This window comes from Microcoleus sp. A2-C3 (assembly GCF_036706065.1).
GTDB lineage: Bacteria > Cyanobacteriota > Cyanobacteriia > Cyanobacteriales > Microcoleaceae > Microcoleus.
In genome coordinates this window covers 26,565-46,115 of record NZ_JAUBVX010000019.1, presented here as the reverse complement: position 1 = coordinate 46,115, position 19,551 = coordinate 26,565, and the positions used below count along the sequence as shown (strand labels likewise).

General features: G+C 46.4%; 17 protein-coding genes. 11 read left to right on the top strand and 6 right to left on the bottom strand.

Annotated elements, in window-relative coordinates:
- The first annotated feature begins 75 nt into the window (after positions 1–75).
- The 5 genes from QUB66_RS12725 to QUB66_RS12705 all read left to right on the top strand — a co-directional run bounded on the left by QUB66_RS12725 (position 76) and on the right by QUB66_RS12705 (position 1,901).
- Positions 76–411 carry a hypothetical protein gene (locus tag QUB66_RS12725; protein WP_265238948.1) on the top strand — a complete coding sequence of 112 codons (336 nt, stop codon included), beginning with the start codon at positions 76–78 and terminating at the stop codon, positions 409–411.
- 273 nt (positions 412–684) lie between these two features.
- A complete protein-coding gene (locus QUB66_RS12720; protein WP_265238947.1) occupies positions 685–1,104 on the top strand; it encodes an MAPEG family protein in 420 nt (139 codons plus the stop codon).
- 73 nt (positions 1,105–1,177) lie between these two features.
- Positions 1,178–1,360, top strand: a complete 183-nt coding sequence (locus tag QUB66_RS12715) for a hypothetical protein (protein WP_265238946.1) — start codon at positions 1,178–1,180, stop codon at positions 1,358–1,360.
- Positions 1,329–1,694, top strand: a complete 366-nt coding sequence (locus tag QUB66_RS12710) for a hypothetical protein (RefSeq protein WP_332968147.1) — start codon at positions 1,329–1,331, stop codon at positions 1,692–1,694. The genes QUB66_RS12715 and QUB66_RS12710 overlap by 32 nt, the downstream gene beginning before the upstream one ends.
- A gap of 51 nt (positions 1,695–1,745) precedes the next feature.
- Positions 1,746–1,901, top strand: coding sequence for a hypothetical protein (locus QUB66_RS12705; RefSeq protein WP_332968148.1), 156 nt, complete (start codon positions 1,746–1,748; stop codon positions 1,899–1,901).
- 176 nt (positions 1,902–2,077) lie between these two features.
- On the opposite strand, the gene murD is transcribed toward QUB66_RS12705, so the two are convergent.
- Positions 2,078–3,430 carry a UDP-N-acetylmuramoyl-L-alanine--D-glutamate ligase gene (murD, locus tag QUB66_RS12700; RefSeq protein ID WP_332968149.1) on the bottom strand — a complete coding sequence of 451 codons (1,353 nt, stop codon included), beginning with the start codon at positions 3,428–3,430 and terminating at the stop codon, positions 2,078–2,080.
- 188 nt (positions 3,431–3,618) lie between these two features.
- Positions 3,619–5,802 (bottom strand): glycine--tRNA ligase subunit beta, encoded by a 2,184-nt coding sequence (glyS, locus tag QUB66_RS12695; RefSeq protein ID WP_332968151.1) that lies wholly within the window; start codon positions 5,800–5,802, stop codon positions 3,619–3,621.
- Between the two features lie 217 nt (positions 5,803–6,019).
- On the opposite strand from glyS, the gene QUB66_RS12690 reads away from it, so the two are divergent.
- Together QUB66_RS12690 and QUB66_RS12685 are read left to right on the top strand one after the other, a co-directional pair.
- A complete protein-coding gene (locus tag QUB66_RS12690; RefSeq protein ID WP_265238940.1) occupies positions 6,020–7,147 on the top strand; it encodes a HetZ-related protein 2 in 1,128 nt (375 codons plus the stop codon).
- 606 nt (positions 7,148–7,753) lie between these two features.
- Positions 7,754–8,845 carry a hypothetical protein gene (locus QUB66_RS12685; RefSeq protein ID WP_332968152.1) on the top strand — a complete coding sequence of 364 codons (1,092 nt, stop codon included), beginning with the start codon at positions 7,754–7,756 and terminating at the stop codon, positions 8,843–8,845.
- 165 nt (positions 8,846–9,010) lie between these two features.
- Here the strand turns inward: QUB66_RS12685 and QUB66_RS12680 are convergent, their stop codons facing one another.
- The 3 genes from QUB66_RS12680 to trpB all read right to left on the bottom strand — a co-directional run bounded on the left by QUB66_RS12680 (position 9,011) and on the right by trpB (position 11,600).
- On the bottom strand, positions 9,011–9,649 hold the full coding sequence (locus QUB66_RS12680) for a ribonuclease D (RefSeq protein ID WP_332968153.1): 639 nt from the start codon (positions 9,647–9,649) through the stop codon (positions 9,011–9,013).
- Positions 9,650–9,784: 135 nt separating this feature from the next.
- On the bottom strand, positions 9,785–10,198 hold the full coding sequence (locus QUB66_RS12675) for a CAP domain-containing protein (RefSeq protein WP_332968155.1): 414 nt from the start codon (positions 10,196–10,198) through the stop codon (positions 9,785–9,787).
- A gap of 160 nt (positions 10,199–10,358) precedes the next feature.
- Positions 10,359–11,600 (bottom strand): tryptophan synthase subunit beta, encoded by a 1,242-nt coding sequence (trpB, locus tag QUB66_RS12670; RefSeq protein ID WP_332968156.1) that lies wholly within the window; start codon positions 11,598–11,600, stop codon positions 10,359–10,361.
- A 383-nt stretch (positions 11,601–11,983) separates the two neighbouring features.
- On the opposite strand from trpB, the gene QUB66_RS12665 reads away from it, so the two are divergent.
- The 3 genes from QUB66_RS12665 (at position 11,984) to QUB66_RS12655 (ending at position 15,429) form a co-directional block, all read left to right on the top strand.
- Complete coding sequence (locus tag QUB66_RS12665; RefSeq protein ID WP_332968157.1) at positions 11,984–12,352, top strand: translation initiation factor; 369 nt, start codon at positions 11,984–11,986, stop codon at positions 12,350–12,352.
- A gap of 218 nt (positions 12,353–12,570) precedes the next feature.
- Positions 12,571–13,164 (top strand): recombination mediator RecR, encoded by a 594-nt coding sequence (gene recR, locus QUB66_RS12660; RefSeq protein WP_332968159.1) that lies wholly within the window; start codon positions 12,571–12,573, stop codon positions 13,162–13,164.
- Positions 13,165–13,332: 168 nt separating this feature from the next.
- Complete coding sequence (locus QUB66_RS12655) at positions 13,333–15,429, top strand: prolyl oligopeptidase family serine peptidase (RefSeq protein WP_332968161.1); 2,097 nt, start codon at positions 13,333–13,335, stop codon at positions 15,427–15,429.
- A 240-nt stretch (positions 15,430–15,669) separates the two neighbouring features.
- Here QUB66_RS12655 and QUB66_RS12650 read toward each other — a convergent pair whose 3' ends face one another.
- Complete coding sequence (locus tag QUB66_RS12650; protein ID WP_332971239.1) at positions 15,670–15,882, bottom strand: hypothetical protein; 213 nt, start codon at positions 15,880–15,882, stop codon at positions 15,670–15,672.
- Between the two features lie 493 nt (positions 15,883–16,375).
- Between QUB66_RS12650 and QUB66_RS12645 the strand changes: the two genes are divergently transcribed.
- A partial coding sequence (locus QUB66_RS12645) for a DUF4347 domain-containing protein (RefSeq protein WP_332971238.1) occupies positions 16,376–19,551 on the top strand: 3,176 nt, incomplete at its 3' end.

Genomic DNA, 19,551 nt, shown 5'->3' with positions numbered 1-19,551 from the left:
ATCGTTGTTATTGCTCCGTCATTAATATAAGCTAAAAAGTATTTAAAATCAACAAACATTTGAGGAGATTTAGCTATGGACGGTCAAGACCCCGCTGACATCAAGATGGGTAACGTAGATGACGAAGAAAGTTCGGTTGTCGCGCACGGGACGGTCATTCTGGGGATCGATCCTGAAGCAGGAGAGGCCGTAGTTTTTAAGGATTTAGAAGTCACAAATTCCAAAGTAAAATTGAGTGCATACCTAGCGATAGATGGAAATTTAAATAAATCCATAGAACTAGGCGAACTCACAGGAAATATGGGTAACGTTAAAAGCGCCGTCCCATTAGGAACTGATACCTCCCCTTACAATACCGTAGTTCTTTGCGACCAAAAGAGTAAAAAGAAACTCGCAGTCATTGAATTGTAGACCCGCAAGCGAGTAGGGATGGGATAACCTCTCTACTCACCTATTAACAATTCACACTTTATTAACCTTTGTTTACTGTTCCTATACAAAAGCGATTCAGGGGTGTAGCCGACAATATAAATAAGCCAGCATACGCGAGAGTTGCAACTCGCGCGTATAGCCAGCAGTTACACCAAATCCCGTTGCTTGAATTACTCGATCGCGATGAATGACGCGATCGACAATAATTGATTTATAATTAAGATATATACTCCATCCGAATAATCCCAAATCATGCTCGCAGAAGCAAACGCCACACTCTGGCCCAGTCTAATTACTGTTTCAGCATTAATTCTCTACTTCGTTGTCACCATCAACGTCGGCAGAGCCAGATTCAAATACAAAGTTTCCCCTCCGCAGATGACAGGAAACCCAGACTTTGAGCGAGTAGTACGAGTTCAGCAAAACACCTTAGAGCAAATGATTCTATTTTTGCCCTCGCTGTGGCTGTTTTCGCAATTTGTTAGCCCAATTTGGGCCGCCGGTATCGGCGCAGTTTGGATAGTTGGACGCATTTTGTTTGCTTGGGGTTACTATCAAGCGGCGGAAAAACGAACCGCAGGATTTGGCATTAGTACCTTAGCTACTTTAACTTTACTGGGCGGTTCCTTGATTGGCATCATCATGTCGCTGGTAAAAGTTTCACAGCTATAACTAATATTAGTAGGGTGTGCAGTGCGCACCTTACCCATAAATTTAACTCTTTCAAAAATCTTCAGGAGTCAATATGTCAGAAACCAACAAACCCGTATTTCAAATTAACCAGAAACTTTTTCAGCAGCTTACCGAGTGGCAAGAAAAACTTAAATTAGAAGATGAATTAGCAAGCGAATCAGAAGACGAAAAACCAATTGAGGTGAAAAATCCTCCCGACAGTTATGAACAGCATTCTCAAAAAGATAATTCCTAGCTTGTGGCTAACAGCATCTTTGGCATTTCCGGCTGCTGTCTCGGCTCAATCGCTGACACCTAACCCAATTGGGCAAATCAATAGCGGTTTGTTTCGTTCTAACTCTCAAGATTTCTTTGAGCAAGGAAATCGCCAACTGGAAAGGGAAATAGCAATTTTTTTGTTGCCAAAAAATGTCGCTTCAACAGTCAATATATTGGAGATTGATGAAACATTGCACTCTCAGCTTTGTCGCGAAAATTTTCAAATCTCCTTACAGTATTTTGATACAATCAGTGCTGCTGATGTTTCTAGTTTTAATGCAAAACTGAAAGAGATTTGCACGCACAATTAACATAATAGTGAGGGAATGATTAAAGTTTTAGTGTTAATGGATAAAGAATCAATGACTAAATTGAAAGTAGCAATGCTGGAAGCGGAAAATGTCGATGAATTAGCCGCCATCATTATTGATTACACTCATGAGGAAATGATGCTAGTTTTTCATGAGCTAGAATGGGAACAACAGGCGAGAATTAAGGATATTTGGAAGAGTGTTTGAGGAATTGCGAATCTATAAAGTTATCAGTTAACTCTTGTGGGGTGGGCTTTTAGCATCGCCCCGAATATGCAATTCAAGTTAAAGCGAGGCAGAGCCTCTAGATATAGGTTCCCAGGCTGGAGCCTGGGAACCAGTTAAAAAGCCTGATTTTTCTCAGGGATAATCTATATTTAGCCCTACTCTTCAGGTAGCGATTCGAGACACAATTGACGGAAATGATCGCCTCGCTGCTCGAAGCTTTGGTATTGATCGAAGCTAGCACAAGCTGGGGAAAGCAACACGACTTTAGCATTATTTTGTTTGCCTAATTCTGCCGCCCTCGGAATTGCTCTTTCCATTGTTTCGACTATTTCCCAAGCATTATAATCGGCTTGTTCGAGCCGATCGCTAAAAATACCTGCCGCATCCCCAATTAACAGCACCCCCACAGCTTTCGCCTTAATTGTATCAATCCAGCCACTATCATCACCTTCCTTGGGATCGCCGCCCGCAATCAAAATCGCCGGCGCGCTGACAGCAGCTAACCCGACTTGCGCCGCGTCGTAATTAGTCGCTTTGCTGTCGTTGATAAAATCTATGCCTTCCCAAGTGCGGATGTGTTCGAGACGGTGCGACACTCCGGGGAATTTATCGATCGCGCGGGCGATCGCACTTGGCTCAATTCCAGCCAAATTAGCCGCCGCCACCGCCATCAATAAATTTTGTAAATTGTGCTCTCCCACCATCCGCAAAGACGAAGCAGGCAAAATTTTCTCGCCTTGAGCAATTACCCAACCGTCTTCGATATACGCTCCAAAACTGCGTTTTCCCAACAATTCCTTTTCACCTTTAACACTCGTCCAACACGCATCAGGCCAAATGTCAACTCCTTGCTGCCGCAAAACAGGATCGTCGCCGTTGATGATTTGCAATTCCGACTTTTTCAGCAAATGCGCTTTAATGTTGTAATAATTTTCTAAAGTTTTATGGCGGCTGAGGTGATCCGGCGTTAAAGTCGTCAAAACTCCGATTCGCGGCGCTACAAACGGCGATGATTCTATTTGATAGCTGCTGATTTCGGCGATTACCCAATCCGGGGGTTTTTCGGCTAAAGCTAATTCGCACGCAGCATAGCCAATATTGCCGCAAGCGGGAGCGTAAAGCCCTGCTTCTGCAAAAATAGCAGCAATTAAAGCAGTAGTCGTAGTTTTGCCGTTAGTGCCTGTAATTCCCACCCAATGAGATTTGAGATAGCGCCACGCCAGCGCCATTTCTCCGATTGTTTCAATTCCCAATTCTCTGGCGCGGACTAATGCTGGACTGTCCCAGGGAACGCCCGGACTTACTACTACTAATTCTATAGATTTGTCAGGTTCAAATGATTTACCTAATTCAACGGTAATTCCTTCGCTAGTGAGTTCCTGTTGCTGTTCGAGCAAGTTTGGGGCTGATGAGCGATCGCTCAGCGTTACTTCCCATCCTTCGCGTTGGAGCAGTCTGGCGGCCGCATTTCCTGATTTTCCTAGTCCAATGATGTGAGCGATCGGCATAAGTTGTGTGTGTGATGGAGCGAATTTTCCTGGTTTTTTCCTTTTATATCGGTTACGGTTTTTTCTGGATGATTTAACCGCAGAGGGCGCAGAGGGCACAGAGGAGGAGAAGAGAGAAATGAATGTTTCCTATGCTAATGGATTTGATATTACATCAAAACCTTTGGCGGTAATCTAAAATCTAAAATCTAAAATCGATTGACGATCGCCCCAAAGTCAGCCAACACCCGCGCGTGATTCCGCAGCAAACCCAGCAAATTCAAGCGATTGCGCTTAATTTCTGGGTCGGAATCCATCACTAAAACACTTTCAGGGCCGTCAAAAAAGCTGCTCACAGCCGGAGCAATTTCAGTCAAACTATCTACCAATAGCTGATAATTGCGGGTTTGCTTCGATAGCAGCGTTTGCGGCACCAACTGCACCACTGCATCGTAAAAAGCTTGTTCTGACGACTTTTGAAATAACTCTGGTTTCACCGCAGTTTTCGGTTCCAATTGTACTTTATCCAAATCGCCTTGAGCCGCCAAACGAGTTGAACGATTAACTGTTTCGTAAATTCGATCCAAAGTCTTGTCATTGCGGATTTGTTGCAGGAAAAGCGCTCTTTCCAGCGCGTCCAACAAATCTCTCAAAGCTCGTTCAGTATATTCTGGGTCGTTTTCTCCCAAAACTGCATTCACTAAATCGTAATCTACATTTTTTTCTTCTTGCAACAAAGTCCGAATTCTTTGCAGGAAAAACTCGTATAACTGCGATAGCAACTCCGCCGATGTTTGGGGGCGCGCTGCGGTAAATTCGGCGACAACTTCTGCAAGTAGTTGGTGCAAATTGATGGGCAACTGAGCCGCCCAAATAATGTTAGTTATGGCATTGGCGGCGCGACGCAAAGCAAAGGGATCGGAGGAACCAGTTGGCAGCATTCCCAAGCCGAAGATGCTGACTAATGTATCTAATTTGTCGGCGATTGCGACAACTTGACCTGTGAGAGTTTGCGGTAAATTGCCTCCGGCGGCTTTGGGCAAATAATGCTCGAAAATTGCTGTTGCTACTGATTCCGGTTCGCCGCAGGCTAAGGCGTATTTCTGCCCCATGATTCCTTGCATTTCGGGAAGTTCGTAAACCATTTGGGTAACGAGGTCGGCTTTGCAAAGTAAGGCTGCTCTTTCTATGTAAGCTTGTTCTTCATCTGTTATTTGCAGTTGCTTGGTGATGAGGTTGGCAATCTTGCACAGCCGATCGACCTTTTCCCGCACTGTACCCAAATCTTCCTGGAAAGTGACTGTCTCCAACTTTGGCAAATAATCCTCTAGAGGCTTGGCCAAGTCTGCTTTGTAGAAAAACTGACCGTCTGCTAATCTCGCCCGCACAACTCGCTCGTTACCGGCGGCAATAATCGCCGATTTTGCTGGATCGCCGTTGGAAATTGTAATGAAGTATGGCAAAAGTTCGGGATAATCTGGGCTTTTCAGGATTGGGAAATAGCGCTGGTTGGTAACAATAATTGTGGTGATTACTTCCGGCGGCAACATCAAGAATTCTTCGTCAAAGTTGCCGATAACTGCGTTCGGCCATTCTACTAAGTCGGTGACTTCTTCTAACAAATCTTCGGTGATGTCTGCATAACCGCTTTGTTTTGTCGCTGCGGCTTCTACTTGTGCTTTTATTTGGATTTTGCGTTGGGTGCGATCGACTTCCACGCAAGCAGCCCGCAGACACTCGACATAATCCTCGGCTTGTCGAATCGAGACCCCCCCCGTCCCCCCCTTGCCAAGGGGGGGTGTAGGGGGGGTATGTAACACTCGATGTCCTTGGGAAATGCGATCGCTCTTAACTGTATCCGAACCGCTCACCAGGGCGATCGGCAGTACAGTATCATCTAACAGTGCTGCGATCGATCGAATTGGGCGCGGAAACTTCAAATCTCCGTCAGCCCACCGCATAAATCTTTTACCTTCTAACTTATTAATCCACTGCGGTACAAGTTCAGTCAAAATATCCGCTGTCATCCGCCCCGGAATCTGTTTGAGCACAAACACAAAATCGCCTTTATCGGTAGCGCGAACTTCCAAAGCATCAATTTCTACGCCTTGTTTTTTGGCAAAACCTTCGGCTGCTTTTGTCGGTTTCCCATCTTTAAAAGCCGAACTTGCGGGCGGCCCTTTTACGTCTTCTGTTCTGTCTAATTGCTTGATTGGCAATCCTTTGATCAGAACTGCCAAACGCCTTGGAGTAGCGTATACATTAATTGAGTCATTTGTCAAAGATTGTTCTGCGAGAGTTGCAGGTATGAGGTGCTGCCACTGCTGGGCGCTGCCTGCGACAAAAGATGCGGGCAATTCTTCGGTACCGAGTTCTAATAAAAAGTTAGGCATATAACAGAGTTAGGTGTTTTTGTCAATGGGCAATTAATCTGCCCGTTCGATCGTTACAAAAGTTATGGATCGGCAGTGAAAAAGAGCCTGGAATGGCGATCGCCGATCGCGCAATGGAACTATTTTACCGATACGCAAATCTAATTAGATCCAAAAAAGACTCAAATGATCAGCATACCACGTAAAATCGGGGTGAAAGACAATAGCTCAACAGCCCATGACCTTGGCGGAAAGACTAGCACAAGATTGGAAGTCTCGACTCGAACAAGATTGCCCGCAGGAGAGTTCTAGCACTCGCGAGAGTGTTGTCCGCTGGCTGTTGGGAGACAAGCCAGAAAGATTTGACACTCTTGCTCCGACTCAATTTAACGTCGCCTCCGGGGCGATCGACTTTTTATATCGAATTTTACAGCAGCGGTATCTGGGAGTCGCGCCAGAAAGAGCTTACCGCAACTTGATCGGGCGGCTGGGCGGTTTGGTGGTGCTCCGGCAAAAAATCCAAGCGTGGGTTTCCCTGAGTCGCGACAGACAGCGGAGTGCGGTGGAGGTACTGCAAGAAGTGATTCAGGAAATGCTGAATTCCGATCGCTACCTCCAGCAGCAAGTCGCCTGGATTGCCGAATGCACAACAGACAAACGCCTGCGAAATGCTTTGCTACTAGCGAGTACAGAAGAATACTGTTTGCGGCCAATTCGCAACCAACCGCTGCTGGTTTACCGCTTTGTCAACTACCTGCGGCGTTCCCAGCGGGGCGGGTTAACGCAAGTCCCGGCGGGAGATTGGGTGCGGCTGGTGTCGGAACAGATTCTACCCGACGATACAGAGGAACCGCTCAGCCTGCTAGACGCCCAGGCGATGTCCGAGTATCGAGAAAATCAAGCTTGGGAAGATCGGCAAGCTCAGCGGCAGATTGTCCAACAAGAATTTGAGAATTACTTGACGGCTGAAGTCGATCCGCTGGCTTCCCGCTGGCTCCGGCTTTACCTACAAGGCCGTTCCCAAGAGGCAATTGCTGAGGATTTGAATGTTCCAATCAAGCAAATTTACCGCTTGCGGGAAAAAGTAAGCTACCACGCAATCCGCGTTTTTGCGGTCAAACAAGCACCGGAATTAGTCGCTAGCTGGCTGGAAACTTCGCTCAAAGAACACAATTTGGGCTTGACTCCCGCCCAGTGGCAGCAATATTTACAAAACCTCACGCCGGTGCAGCGGCAGTTGGTCGAATCGCTGAAGGCAGGGAAAAGTGTAGAGGCGATCGCATCTGAATTAAAGTTAAAAACCAATCAAGTCATCGGCGAGTGGAGTAAACTCTATTTAGCCGCTCAATCCCTCCGTAACGACTAGATCGGCCATTGGTTGCGGGCAATTGCTAATTCTTAATTGACAGTAGGATTTTGCAGAATGCGTGCTACTAATCAATTCCCGAATAGCTACAGAGTCCTGCGATTTTTTTCCTGGAAAATTCGCCGATCGCCATTGGCGCGATCGACGAATTAGGTAAGATCGATCGGGATATCGCAGCCCGGCCTAAGGATATCTCGATCGTTAGCCTCGCCGCGAACTCTGTGGGGTAAAATATGAGCAGCGCGATCGATTTGTCAGGATTTTTTAACAAATCCTCAATTTAGCCGTTGCTCGCAAGTCATCGATTGTGGTGCAGATGCAATACTTGCGAATTAATGAGATCGTTCTGTCGTTGTCAGCCGCTCAATCGATCGCGATCGATCGAGTGTTCGCCATCAGCGCGCAAGTCATCATCTAACTGTAAATCTTTCAGTAGATATTGAAACGGCAACACAGAAGGGAAAAAATTCTGAGACTGAGGATTTTTATTTGATCGAAGCTTCCGGTTTTTAGACGAATGTCTCCGTCAGGGAAGTTGCAGCGTTTAATTATATCAATCAGGTTGTTGTGGCGCGATCGATCGTGCTTCCGACTAAAGAGCAGCTAATGGTACATACATCTTCAACAGACTTGGCGGCGACAATGGACATGGACTCCGATCGAATATTTCAACTAATCGACACAGTTGTCCCCTTTGAAGCTTGCCTTTATTATCAAGTTTTGCCTTTATCTCTAGAAGGCAATCTATTTAAATTGGGCGTAGTGGATGCTCAAGATGACTCCGCCTTGGACTACGTGCAGCGGATTTTAGCTTACATGAATTGCTCAGTCACAACCGAGCAAATTTCCTCGGAAACTCAACGCTCGATGCTCTCAGCTTACTTGCTCCACGGGAACCAAGTCAAAGAACCCAGCCCGATAAAAACCGCAGCAGCCCCAACACCAAAAAATCCCGCACCAGCAAATTCCGCATCCGAAGCAAAAACCCCGGTGTCTTTCCCCGAACCTTCCATTCCCGCTAGCGATCGGTTTCAAGCGACCTCCGCAGCAATCAAACCAGCAAGCGCTGAAGTTTACCCGACACCAGCAGAGGTGCCGGTTTTGGATGTCGAGGCATTGTACTTGTCAAGCCCCGTCGAAGTTTTGGCAACTTTGCCCGCGCCCCAACTGCTGCAAGAATTGCTCGGTAGAGTGCTGCTAGACGGTATCGGTAGGCTGTTTTTTGAGCGGCCCTCGCAAGGCCGCATTCTTTGGAGTCAAGACGGCGTTTTGAAATCGATCCTCGAAGGGATCGATCCTGTCCTGTTCCAAGAAGTCATCGACGAGTTGAAGCGGCTGACAGATATGCCTGTTTCGCCGGTGGAACATCCCAAACAAGTCGAAGTAGAACGCATCTATGGAAAAACTCATTTGCTGTTGCGCTTGCGAGTAATGGCCGTGGGCGGCAAGGAAGAAGCCACGCTGCAAGTATTGCGGGGAGCAGCTTTGAGGTTTTACCAGCAGCAGCAGTTGTCTAATTTGAGTCGGGATGCACTGCAACTGGCCCAAGAATTGCAGCGGAAAGTGAATCAAATTCGCGATCGAACTCGGCTTTCTCCTTTACCTTTGGAAGGTTTACCCGCTTTGGAACAAGTTGTCAGAAATGTTGACGGCCAACTTGAAGCTTTGATGCACGAACACAATCACCAGGAACCTTAATTAGAAATAGCGCTAAATTTTTAATTTTCTTTAACTCAAATCTAGCCGCGTCAAATAAATAATAATTAGGTTCGTAGTGAGGACTTTAGTCCTTCCTGAGCCAAATCTGAAGAAGGACTAAAGTCCTCACTACGAACCTATGTGAGTGCGGTTGTGCGATCGCACCTAAGATTGCCCGTGTTCAAAAATCTTATCGTACTGCAACAAATCCAAAGTTACAAAAACAGGCAAACACTGAAAACATTGCTGTGCAACTTCCCAGCGTTCCTCTCGCTGCAACATAGCCGTCAACTTTTGTTTAGCGCTCAGCAAATAGCGGACATCGTTCGCGGCGTAGTTAAGTTGGTCATCTGAAAGATGCTGAGAATTTCCCCAATCCGAACTTTGAGAAGTCTTGTTGAGTTCTACTTTTTCCAACTCTTGGATTAACTCTTTAAGTCCGTGTCTGTTAGTGTAAGTTCTGGCTAGCTTGCTGGCTATTTTCGTGCAAAAAACAGGTGCAATGTCAATACTTAAATTGTAGCGCATTGTTGCCATATCGAAGCGGGCAAAGTGAAATACTTTCTCAATATTCGGGACTTCCATGAGCTTTTTCAAATTTGGTGCCGCAGTCTGGCCTTTCGCAATCCGCACCACCGCCACTTTACCTTCAGGATCGCACAACTGCACCAAACACAAGCGATCGCGCCACGGTAGCAAACCCATTGTTTCTGTATCAACCGCGATCGCCTCCGCAGTCAAATAATAAGATAACAGAGCATCGGAAATATCGCCATCGCACACTTGAAAATCTGGAAATTCCATTATTTAGATTTTAGATTAACATTGACTAGATTTTAGATTAACATTGACAGTTGTCAACTGTTTGCTGTGCCAGGTCAACCTGTATGCTGCCAACTGTCAACTGTCAACTGTCAACTGTCAACTGTCAACTGTCAACTATCTACTGCGGACAAAAAGCTGAGTAAAATAATACTCCCCTTTAGCATTTTTCGCAATCCCAATACCAGTCAAATTAAATTGACTCTCGATATTCTTGCGGTGGCCATCACTTTTGATCCAACCTTCAACAGCATTGCGTACCGGATCGTTGTAGCCCATGTTGTAAGCGACATTTTCAGCCACACTTTGATAGGGAACAGTAATTGCTTTCGCCCGCCCCTCAAATCCATCGTGACTAAATTTAACTTTCCCACTCGCCATATTTTCGCTGTGAATTCTGGCAATCTGACTAATTCGCGGATCGACAGTCAGCGGCGGCAACTTTTTCGATGCTCGGTATAGATTTATCTGTTGGTTAACAGCTTTTTCTAAGTCAGCTAGCGAACTCGTCAAAGCAACATTAGTATTCATAGAATCTTGTGGGAGCGATCGCGCAGAAAAGGACTGACCACAATTAGGCAGAATTGTCAACAATCCTAAAGAAATCAAAACCAAAGCTTTGGACATGAACTTGAATGACAAATAAAGTTAATTGTTACCGATTCCTACAGAGCGATCGCCCAAAATTCCGCTAAACTAGATTCAGAACCTTCGCCACAGTGTTCACGTCTTTGTCACCGCGTCCCGAACAGTTAAGCACAATGCGCGGACTCCCCGTTAATTGCGGGCACAGAGTCTCCAAATAGGCGATCGCGTGAGCAGTTTCCAAAGCCGGAATAATCCCCTCCAACTGCGAAAGTCGCTGAAAAGCATCCAAAGCTTGCTGATCGGTGACACTGTAATATTCAGCCCGTCCCGCATCCTTCAAATAACTGTGTTCCGGCCCCACGCCCGGATAATCCAAACCAGCACTAATCGAATGTGGCTCAATCACTTGACCTTCATTATCTTGCAGCAAATAACTCATCGCCCCGTGCAGAACACCCACAGTTCCCTTAGTCAAAGTAGCAGCGTGTTTGTCCGTATCCACACCTTCGCCCGCCGCTTCAATACCGATCAATCTAATAGTTTCTTCCCCGACAAACTCGTGGAAAAGACCCATTGCATTAGAACCGCCACCGACGCAAGCTAATAAAATATCCGGCAAACCACCCCACTTTTCCTGACACTGAACCCGCGTTTCTTGACCGATTACCGCATGGAAATCGCGCACCATCATCGGGTAAGGATGCGGCCCCGCTACGGAACCGAGAATGTAATGAGTAGTTTCAACATTTGTCACCCAATCGCGAATCGCTTCGGAAGTCGCATCTTTCAGCGTTCCCGTACCCGCCGCCACCGGCCGCACTTCGGCCCCCATCAAGCGCATTCTAAACACATTTAAAGCCTGTCTTTCCATGTCCTGAACGCCCATGTAGACAACGCAGTCCAAACCGAAACGAGCGCAAACTGTGGCAGTAGCAACACCGTGTTGACCAGCACCAGTTTCAGCAATTACCCGCTGTTTCCCCATGCGTTTTGCTAACAATGCTTGAGCTAAAGCGTTGTTAATTTTGTGAGCTCCAGTATGGTTTAAATCTTCGCGTTTGAGATAAATTTGCGGGCCAGTTCCGTCTGCTTTAGCGTAGTGATCTGTGAGGCGTTCGGCAAAATACAAAGGGCTGGGGCGGCCGACATAATCTTTGAGCAATCCTTGGAGTTGCTCTTGAAATTCCGGATCTTTTCGGTATTTGTGAAAAGCTGCTTCTAGCTCGAATAAAGCCGGCATCAGGGTTTCTGGCACATATTTACCGCCGAATTTGCCGAATCTGCCGAGGGAGTCGGGGCGTTGGGCGGTGGTTTCTGTGGTGAGGCGCAGGGGGGTGACAGTCATAGGATTTTAGATTTTAGATTTTAGATTTTTAGATTCGCAGGTAAGCTAGAGGCTGGCGTGTCGATCGCACCAAAGTCGATCGTACCAAAGTCGATCGCGCACGATGAGCCGATCGAACAAATTTCATTATAATTCCTTCAACCCTTGACTCGTCAAAAAACAGAGACCAGCCCCCGAAAATCGTCGCGGAGAACCAAAAATTTTAGACTTGAAACTAAATTTCAAGCTTCCAGATTCATCTATGGAGTAGATCTCAAATCTCCAATCGACTGACGGGCTAATACAATAAGTAGAAGATGAGAGCGCATTCATAGCGATCGCAACCTTACCCCAATCCGCTCAAACTAGAAATACCCGTAAAAAAATTTCAGGGATTATAACATATGGCAGCATCCAAACGCCAAGATTCAGACAACAAAACAACCGACGGCAAACGAATTGTTTACTCCGAGTTTGGCAACACTGACAACTCAGCCGCCATGCAACGAGGAACCCCAGAAGTTGCCCCAAATCAACAAACTCTGAAAGTAGAAGCATCCCGAAAAGGACGCGGCGGCAAAACAGTTACAGTCATCAGTGGATTTCAGGGAAAACCTGAAATTTTAGCAGATTTAGCCAAGCAGCTAAAAGCCCAATGTGGCACAGGTGGTACAGTTAAAGACAACGAAATTGAAATTCAAGGCGAACACAAACAAAAGATTGCCGAAATCCTTAAAAAAATGGGCTACAAAGCTAAGATTAGCGGAGGCTAATTAGTCAGCAGTCAGTAGTCAGCAGTCAGTAGTCAATGGTCAGTTGTTAATTACCAATTACCAATTACCATGTCTTAATTTGTAATCAGGTTAAATTAGTTTAAAGCCGGAACCCCTAAAGGCGAGAAATTAAAATCAGACTATTCATTACTCCAATCCTCTTCCTTCTTGGTAGAGGTCGCCATCAACTGTCAACTGTCAACTGTCAACTGAACTTCATGTACACTCGACCCTTAGCCCGTTTAATCGAACAATTGCAGCGCTTACCAGGAGTCGGGCCAAAAACAGCACAGCGACTCGCTTTGCATATTTTAAAGCGACCCGAAGAAGACGTGCAAGCCCTAGCTCAATCTATGATTGATGCCAAAAAACAAGTGGGTTTTTGTAAGGTATGCTTTCACTTATCCGCTGAACCTGTTTGCGACATCTGCCGCAACACAAACCGCGACAGTTCTACCATTTGTGTAGTGTCAGAATCCCGCGACGTAATCGCCCTAGAAAAAACCAGGGAATACATCGGTAAATATCACGTTGTCGGCGGCGTTATCTCGCCGATGGATGGAATTGGCCCGGAACAATTGAACATTCAACCGTTAGTGCGGCGCGTCAGCCAGCAAAAAATTAGTGAAGTAATTATTGCGATTAGTCCTAGCGTGGAAGGCGAAACTACTACTCTTTATATCGGTCATTTATTGAAACCTTTTACCAAGGTTACTCGGATAGCTTTTGGTTTGCCGATGGGGGGAGATTTGGAATATGCGGATGAGGTAACTTTGGCTCGCGCTTTGGAAGGAAGGAGGGAATTGGATTAGTTTAAAACGGGCAATCGCTGAGTTGAAAAGTTAGAGAAACGAACCGCGAAGACGCAAAGGACACGAAGGAAGATGGGAGAGAAGGAAGTGCGATCGCTTTATTCAGGTTCGCAATCGCAAGTTTGCAAAAAAGGTTAAACTAAGCAAAGTTACTGACAGTGAAAAAATATGACCAAATTCGATCGCCCTTTAAGCTACCCCACAACCCGCAAAATCGACCAAACAGACGATTACCACGGCGTCCAAGTATCCGACCCCTACAGGTGGCTCGAAGACCCCGACTCAGAGGAAACCCAAGCCTGGGTGGAAGCTCAAAACCAAGTCACCTTCGGCTACCTCAGCCAAATTCCGGCGCGGGAAAAGATTAAACAGCGACTGACTAAACTCTGGGATTACGAGAAATACGGCATACCTTTCAAAGAGGGCGATCGCTATTTCTACTACAAAAATGACGGTCTGCAAAATCAATCCGTACTCTATACTTTACCATCTCTCGACGGCGAACCAAAAGTATTACTTGACCCCAACACTTTTTCGGAAGATGGAACCGTCGCTCTCGGTGGCATAGCTATCACTGAAGACGGCAAACTCATGGCCTACGGTTTGTCAACTTCTGGCTCCGATTGGCAAGAATGGAAAGTTCGCAATGTCGAAACAGGGGAAGATTTATCAGACCATTTAAAGTGGCTTAAATTTTCAGGAGCATCCTGGACTCAAGACGGTAAAGGTTTTTTTTACAGCCGCTACGATGAACCAAACGAAAAAACTAAACACGAAGACGTTAACTATTATCAAAAGCTATTCTACCACAAGCTCGGCACTCCGCAATCTGAAGATGTATTAATTTGCGATCGCCCTGACGAAAAAGAATGGGGATTTAGCGGCGGCGTTACGGAAGACGGCAAGTATTTGATTGTATCAGTTTGGCTCGGCACTAACCCGCAAAACCTAATTTTTTACAAGGATTTAACCGCACCGGAATCAAGCATTGTCGAACTCATTAACAAATTCGAGGCTGAGTACAGTTTCATTGATAACGAAGGCTCATTGTTCTGGTTTCAAACGGACTTGAATGCACCGCTGGGCCGCGTAATTGCGATCGACACCAACAACCCACCACCATCATCTCTCGCTGGCGCTGACAGTCAAGGTCAATTCACAGAAATTATCCCGGAAGCAGCCGAAACCCTCGCAGGCATTGGCATCCTAAATAATCAATTTATTGCTTCCTACCTGAAAGACGCCTACACTCAGATTAAAATATTCAACCTAGACGGCTCTTTTGTGCGAGATATTGCTTTACCGGGAATCGGTTCGGCGGGAGGATTGGGCGGCAAGCGGCAGGACACGGAAAGCTTTTATGCTTACACCAGCTTCACGACTCCGAATACAATCTATCGCTACAATATGCTGACGGATGAAAGTACGATTTATCGGCAGCCAAAGGTTGATTTCAATCCAGAGGATTACGAGACAAAACAAGTATTTTATCCCAGCAAAGACGGTACGCAAGTACCGATGTTTATCACGCACAAAAAAGGCTTGCAGCTAGATGGTAACAACCCCACTTATCTGTACGGTTATGGTGGTTTTAGTATCTCGCTGACTCCAAGTTTTTCTCTTAGCAGGGTGGTGTGGGTGGAGATGGGCGGAGTTTATGTGACAGCCTGTTTGCGCGGTGGCGGCGAGTACGGCGAATCCTGGCACCAAGCTGGCACTAAGTTGAACAAGCAAAATGTTTTTGATGACTTTATCAGCGCTGCTGAATGGTTGATCGAAAATAAGTATACCAAACCGGCTAAATTGGCGATCGCAGGTGGTAGCAATGGCGGTTTATTGGTGGGGGCTTGCATGACTCAGCGGCCGGAATTGTTCGGTGCAGCGTTGCCGGCTGTCGGTGTCCTGGATATGTTGCGCTTCCACAAATTTACCATTGGTCATGCCTGGGTTCCTGAATATGGTTCGGCGGACAATCCGGCAGAATTTCCTACCATTCACGGCTATTCTCCGCTGCACAATCTGAAAGCGGGAACGGCTTATCCGGCGACAATGATTACAACTGCGGATCATGACGACAGAGTGGTTCCGGCGCACAGTTTTAAGTTTGCTTCGGCTTTGCAAGCAACTCACGTGGGAGAAAAGCCAGTGTTAATTCGGATCGAAACTAAAGCGGGACATGGGGGTGGCAAACCTACCGCTAAAGTTATTGAAGAATTGGCAGATGAATGGGCTTTTTTGGTGCGCGAACTCGATATTAACGTTTAACTAGCGCGGGATTGGGGGTGAATGTATCTGCGTTGCATCTGCGTTGATCTGGCTTAAATCTGCGGTTGACGCATTCATCAAAGATTTATGCAATTATTCGTCTAATTTTTGCCCCCAATCCTGCGATATTTCACCGCTGTTCGCAGCAGAAACCAGCTATCACATAACATAAATCAAGAAAAATTGTCAACCCCACAAATCATGATTTTTCTTAATATTAATTTTTGTATGTTTTAGCGGTCATTCTGACATTTTTTTGAGAATGCTTTTTTCAGTTAGTTTAGCGGCAATGTCAAGCTGGAAACAGGAGTAAATCGAATCTAAAATTAAAAACTTTCCAATTCTCAAAAACATATTTTTCAGTGGATTTACGGTAAAGCCTCGGTAATAAGTAATACTTTTATCCGCACTAAGTACGCTCGCGTCACCTACATTACTGCCTTTTTTAGCCATGCGTAAGTAATATTTAATCCGGGTTAAGAACCCCCTTTTATAAAACTTAATGCTTGAAACCGATCTTGCATAAACCGGGGTTCGAGTCCAGAGAGACTAAAAAATAAAAGGGGTATTCAAGCCGGATTTTGTATGGCGGGCGATCGCGCTTTCAATTTTATGGCACTGTCTACGCTCAAAAAAACAAGACTTAACTATAGCTGTAAAATCCTGAAAACCTTTCCACATCAAAGCTTTGTGTTGAGTAGTCATTAGGCGCTAGCTTCGGTGCCATAGCATTCCCCGTCCAATTTGGTCTAAAAATTTAAACTCAACAAAACACACGTAAGTATTGATTTTTTGGTTTAATAAAATTTATTAAGAATTTATATTTTGTTGTTGATCGATTTTTTTTAAAGGGGTAGGTTAGAACGGATAAGTAAATCAACGGATCATGAAAATGATCCCCAAAATGTCGCATATGTCAGCCGTCAAAATACCCAAATCTAAAAATATGGTCACTAAAAACAACTTTTTTTTTGCAGGAACCAGCTCTCAAGCAGAGCCTGAAGCCAAAAAATCTCTAGTGGTGGTTGACTCCAGAGTAGAAAACTACCGGCAATTGATCGGTGGGATCAAAGCAGGAACGGAAGTATTTGTACTCAGTCAAACCAGGGAGGCGATCGACCAAATCACCGAAATTTTGCGTCATCGTCAAAACATCAACAGCCTACACATAGTTTCTCACGGCCGAGAAGCAGCAATCGCGATCGGCTCTACAGAACTGAATATTGACAACCTAGAAACCTACAGCAACCAATTGCAGCAGTGGGGAAAAGCCCTCAGCAAATCCGCCAGCATTCTACTTTACGGCTGCAACATAGCCGCAGGCGAAGCCGGCCTAAAATTCATACAAAAAATTAAGGAATTCACCGGAGCAAATATTGCAGCATCCCAAAACCCAACTGGAAGCGCAGCACTAGGAGGCGACTGGAAATTAGAAATTACCACAGGACAAATCAATGCCGAACTAGCCTTTGAAAAAGAAGTCCTAGAAAACTACACATCAGTCCTAGCTACCTTAGTATCTGAAGACTTTAAAAACTCAACAGTAGTCGGGCCTTGGATATATGGAATTGCTGGTACTTCCACTCAACCAGGTTTAACCGCAGGTGCCGCCAATTCCGGTGTTATTCCCAGTTTAGGAAATAACGATCCAGCAGGCGGTGGAGCTTTGAGATTAACATCAAACGCGAATAACCAATCAGCTTATGTTCTCTACAACAACCCCATCTCTGCGACAGGGGGTCTGAGAGTTACCTTTGATTTATTTTCGTATAACAAAGGTACGAGCACCGAGGGTGCCGATGGCCTTAGTTTTTTCCTGATTAACGGAACAGCAACGCCAACAAAAGCCGGAGGCTTTGGCGGATCTCTCGGCTATGCTAGCAATAATAGTCTCACTCCTGCTCTGAACTCAGAGGGTATTTCAGGAGGTTACTTAGGTATAGGATTAGACGAGTTTGGCAATTTTTCCGAGGAGCAACCCCTCCCACCAGCACGAGCTACTTTCGGGCGTGTAGGTGGTCCCGGAATTACAAAAGATTCAATAGGAATTAGAGGCAGCGAAAGCAGAACCTATAGTTTTATAACTAACGCTTCCGTTCCCATTGGCATAGATAATGAAAATGCCACCAATCGCACCGATCCTAATACTAAAAGAAGCGTCCAAATTACCCTATTACCTCCGACTTCGACAATAGCACCTAACCGTCTGACAGTTGCCTTAGACTTGGACCAGAACGGTACTTTTGATCCGGGCGAAATACTGATCGAGATCGCAGATTTATCGACGATAAACGGAATAGTTCCATCTACTTTTAAATTTGGCTTTGCTGCTGCCACAGGAGGAAGTACAAACATTCACGAAGTCAACAATATCCTCGTCGAAAGTATAGATGAGCCTACACTCCAAGCCGACGTTTCCATTGTTAAAAAAGGCCCGCTGTACGCCATACCCAGCAGCAACATTATCTACACAATCACCTCCACAAATAACGGGCCAAACAGCGCCGAAAGCGTCCTGATTCAAGATCCACTGCCTGCAGGCTTAACTTTCGTCAGCGCTGACAACGGTGGCACATACGACTCTGTTACCAGGAATGTCATCTGGCCGGCGATTCCGATCCTTAACGGTGATAGCGAAGTCCGCACCATCACCGCAACAGTTCCCGCAACACCAGGGACTATTTTAACTAACACTGCCTATAGCACCTCCAGCACTTTCGACCCTAATAAAGCTAACAACAATAGTTCCCAACCCATTTCTCAAGCCCTAACTACTATTACCCCTTTTGCCGATGTCGTTACCACCAAAAGCGGTACTCTCAACAGTGCACCAGGCTCGATAGTGAGTTATGACATCGTTACCCAAAACAACGGGCCGAGCACAGCAGATAACGTCACAATTACCGACAGCATCATTCCCGGCTTAACAGGAGTCAGCATCTCCGACAGCGGTACCTACGATAGCATTACAGGTATCGTCACCTTCCCCCTTGTCACTTTAACCAACACACAGAGCGTCAGGCGCAGCATCCGCTTCATCGCACCTGCATCCGGCAGCGTCAGCAACACCGCCAAGAGTAACTCCTCTACCCCTGACCCGACTCCCGGCAACAATGACGGTACTGCACCCGGTGCGAGTGTCATCACGACTCTGACTCCGAGTGCCGATGTGATTACCACCAAAAGCGGTACTCTCAACAGTACAGCGGGCGGAACAGTGAGTTATGACATCGTTACCCAAAACAACGGGCCGAGCACAGCAGATAACATCACAATTACCGACAGCATCATTCCCGGCTTAACAGGAGTCAGCATCTCCGACAGCGGTACCTACGATAGCATTACAGGTATCGTCACCTTCCCCCTTGTCACTTTAACCAACACACAGAGCGTCAGGCGCAGCATCCGCTTCATCGCACCTGCATCCGGCAGCGTCAGCAACACCGCCAAGAGTAACTCCTCTACCCCTGACCCGACTCCCGGCAACAATGACGGTACTGCAACAGGTGCGAGTGTCACCACGATTCTGACACCCAGTGCCGATGTGATTACCACCAAAAGCGGTACTCTCAACAGTGCACCAGGCTCGATAGTGAGTTATGACATCGTTACCCAAAACAACGGGCCGAGCACAGCAGATAACGTCACAATTACCGACAGCATCATTCCCGGCTTAACAGGAGTCAGCATCTCCGACAGCGGTACCTACGATAGCATTACAGGTATCGTCACCTTCCCCCTTGTCACTTTAACCAACACACAGAGCGTCAGGCGCAGCATCCGCTTCATCGCACCTGCATCCGGCAGCGTCAGCAACACCGCCAAGAGTCAGTCCTCTACCCCTGACCCGACTCCCGGCAACAATGACGGTACTGCACCCGGTGCGAGTGTCACCACGACTCTGACACCAAACCAACCGCCATCCGCGACACCTACTAACCTCACGGTAGGGCCAAACAGCAGCGCGCCGGTTGCGGGATTAGGAGGAAATGACCCCGATGGGTCGATCGCCTCTTACACCATCAACACCCTGCCGCCATCCGCCCAAGGAATCCTGTTTTTAGGAGATCCAGCCAACGGCGGAGTAGCCGTGACACCAGGTCAAGTTTTGACACCGGCACA

Excerpts from the sequence above, each read along its gene's own strand:
- QUB66_RS12655 (WP_332968161.1), top strand. The coding sequence starts at position 13,333 with ATGACCAAATTCGATCGCCCTTTAAGCTACCCCACAACCCGCAAAATC.
- glyS (WP_332968151.1), bottom strand. The coding sequence starts at position 5,802 with ATGCCTAACTTTTTATTAGAACTCGGTACCGAAGAATTGCCCGCATCT.
- QUB66_RS12665 (WP_332968157.1), top strand. The coding sequence starts at position 11,984 with ATGGCAGCATCCAAACGCCAAGATTCAGACAACAAAACAACCGACGGC.
- QUB66_RS12680 (WP_332968153.1), bottom strand. The coding sequence starts at position 9,649 with ATGGAATTTCCAGATTTTCAAGTGTGCGATGGCGATATTTCCGATGCT.
- QUB66_RS12720 (WP_265238947.1), top strand. The coding sequence starts at position 685 with ATGCTCGCAGAAGCAAACGCCACACTCTGGCCCAGTCTAATTACTGTT.
- QUB66_RS12685 (WP_332968152.1), top strand. The coding sequence starts at position 7,754 with ATGGTACATACATCTTCAACAGACTTGGCGGCGACAATGGACATGGAC.
- QUB66_RS12675 (WP_332968155.1), bottom strand. The coding sequence starts at position 10,198 with ATGAATACTAATGTTGCTTTGACGAGTTCGCTAGCTGACTTAGAAAAA.
- QUB66_RS12725 (WP_265238948.1), top strand. The coding sequence starts at position 76 with ATGGACGGTCAAGACCCCGCTGACATCAAGATGGGTAACGTAGATGAC.
- recR (WP_332968159.1), top strand. The coding sequence starts at position 12,571 with ATGTACACTCGACCCTTAGCCCGTTTAATCGAACAATTGCAGCGCTTA.
- murD (WP_332968149.1), bottom strand. The coding sequence starts at position 3,430 with ATGCCGATCGCTCACATCATTGGACTAGGAAAATCAGGAAATGCGGCC.
- QUB66_RS12690 (WP_265238940.1), top strand. The coding sequence starts at position 6,020 with ATGACCTTGGCGGAAAGACTAGCACAAGATTGGAAGTCTCGACTCGAA.
- trpB (WP_332968156.1), bottom strand. The coding sequence starts at position 11,600 with ATGACTGTCACCCCCCTGCGCCTCACCACAGAAACCACCGCCCAACGC.
- QUB66_RS12710 (WP_332968147.1), top strand. The coding sequence starts at position 1,329 with ATGAACAGCATTCTCAAAAAGATAATTCCTAGCTTGTGGCTAACAGCA.
- QUB66_RS12705 (WP_332968148.1), top strand. The coding sequence starts at position 1,746 with ATGACTAAATTGAAAGTAGCAATGCTGGAAGCGGAAAATGTCGATGAA.
- QUB66_RS12715 (WP_265238946.1), top strand. The coding sequence starts at position 1,178 with ATGTCAGAAACCAACAAACCCGTATTTCAAATTAACCAGAAACTTTTT.
- QUB66_RS12650 (WP_332971239.1), bottom strand. The coding sequence starts at position 15,882 with ATGGCTAAAAAAGGCAGTAATGTAGGTGACGCGAGCGTACTTAGTGCG.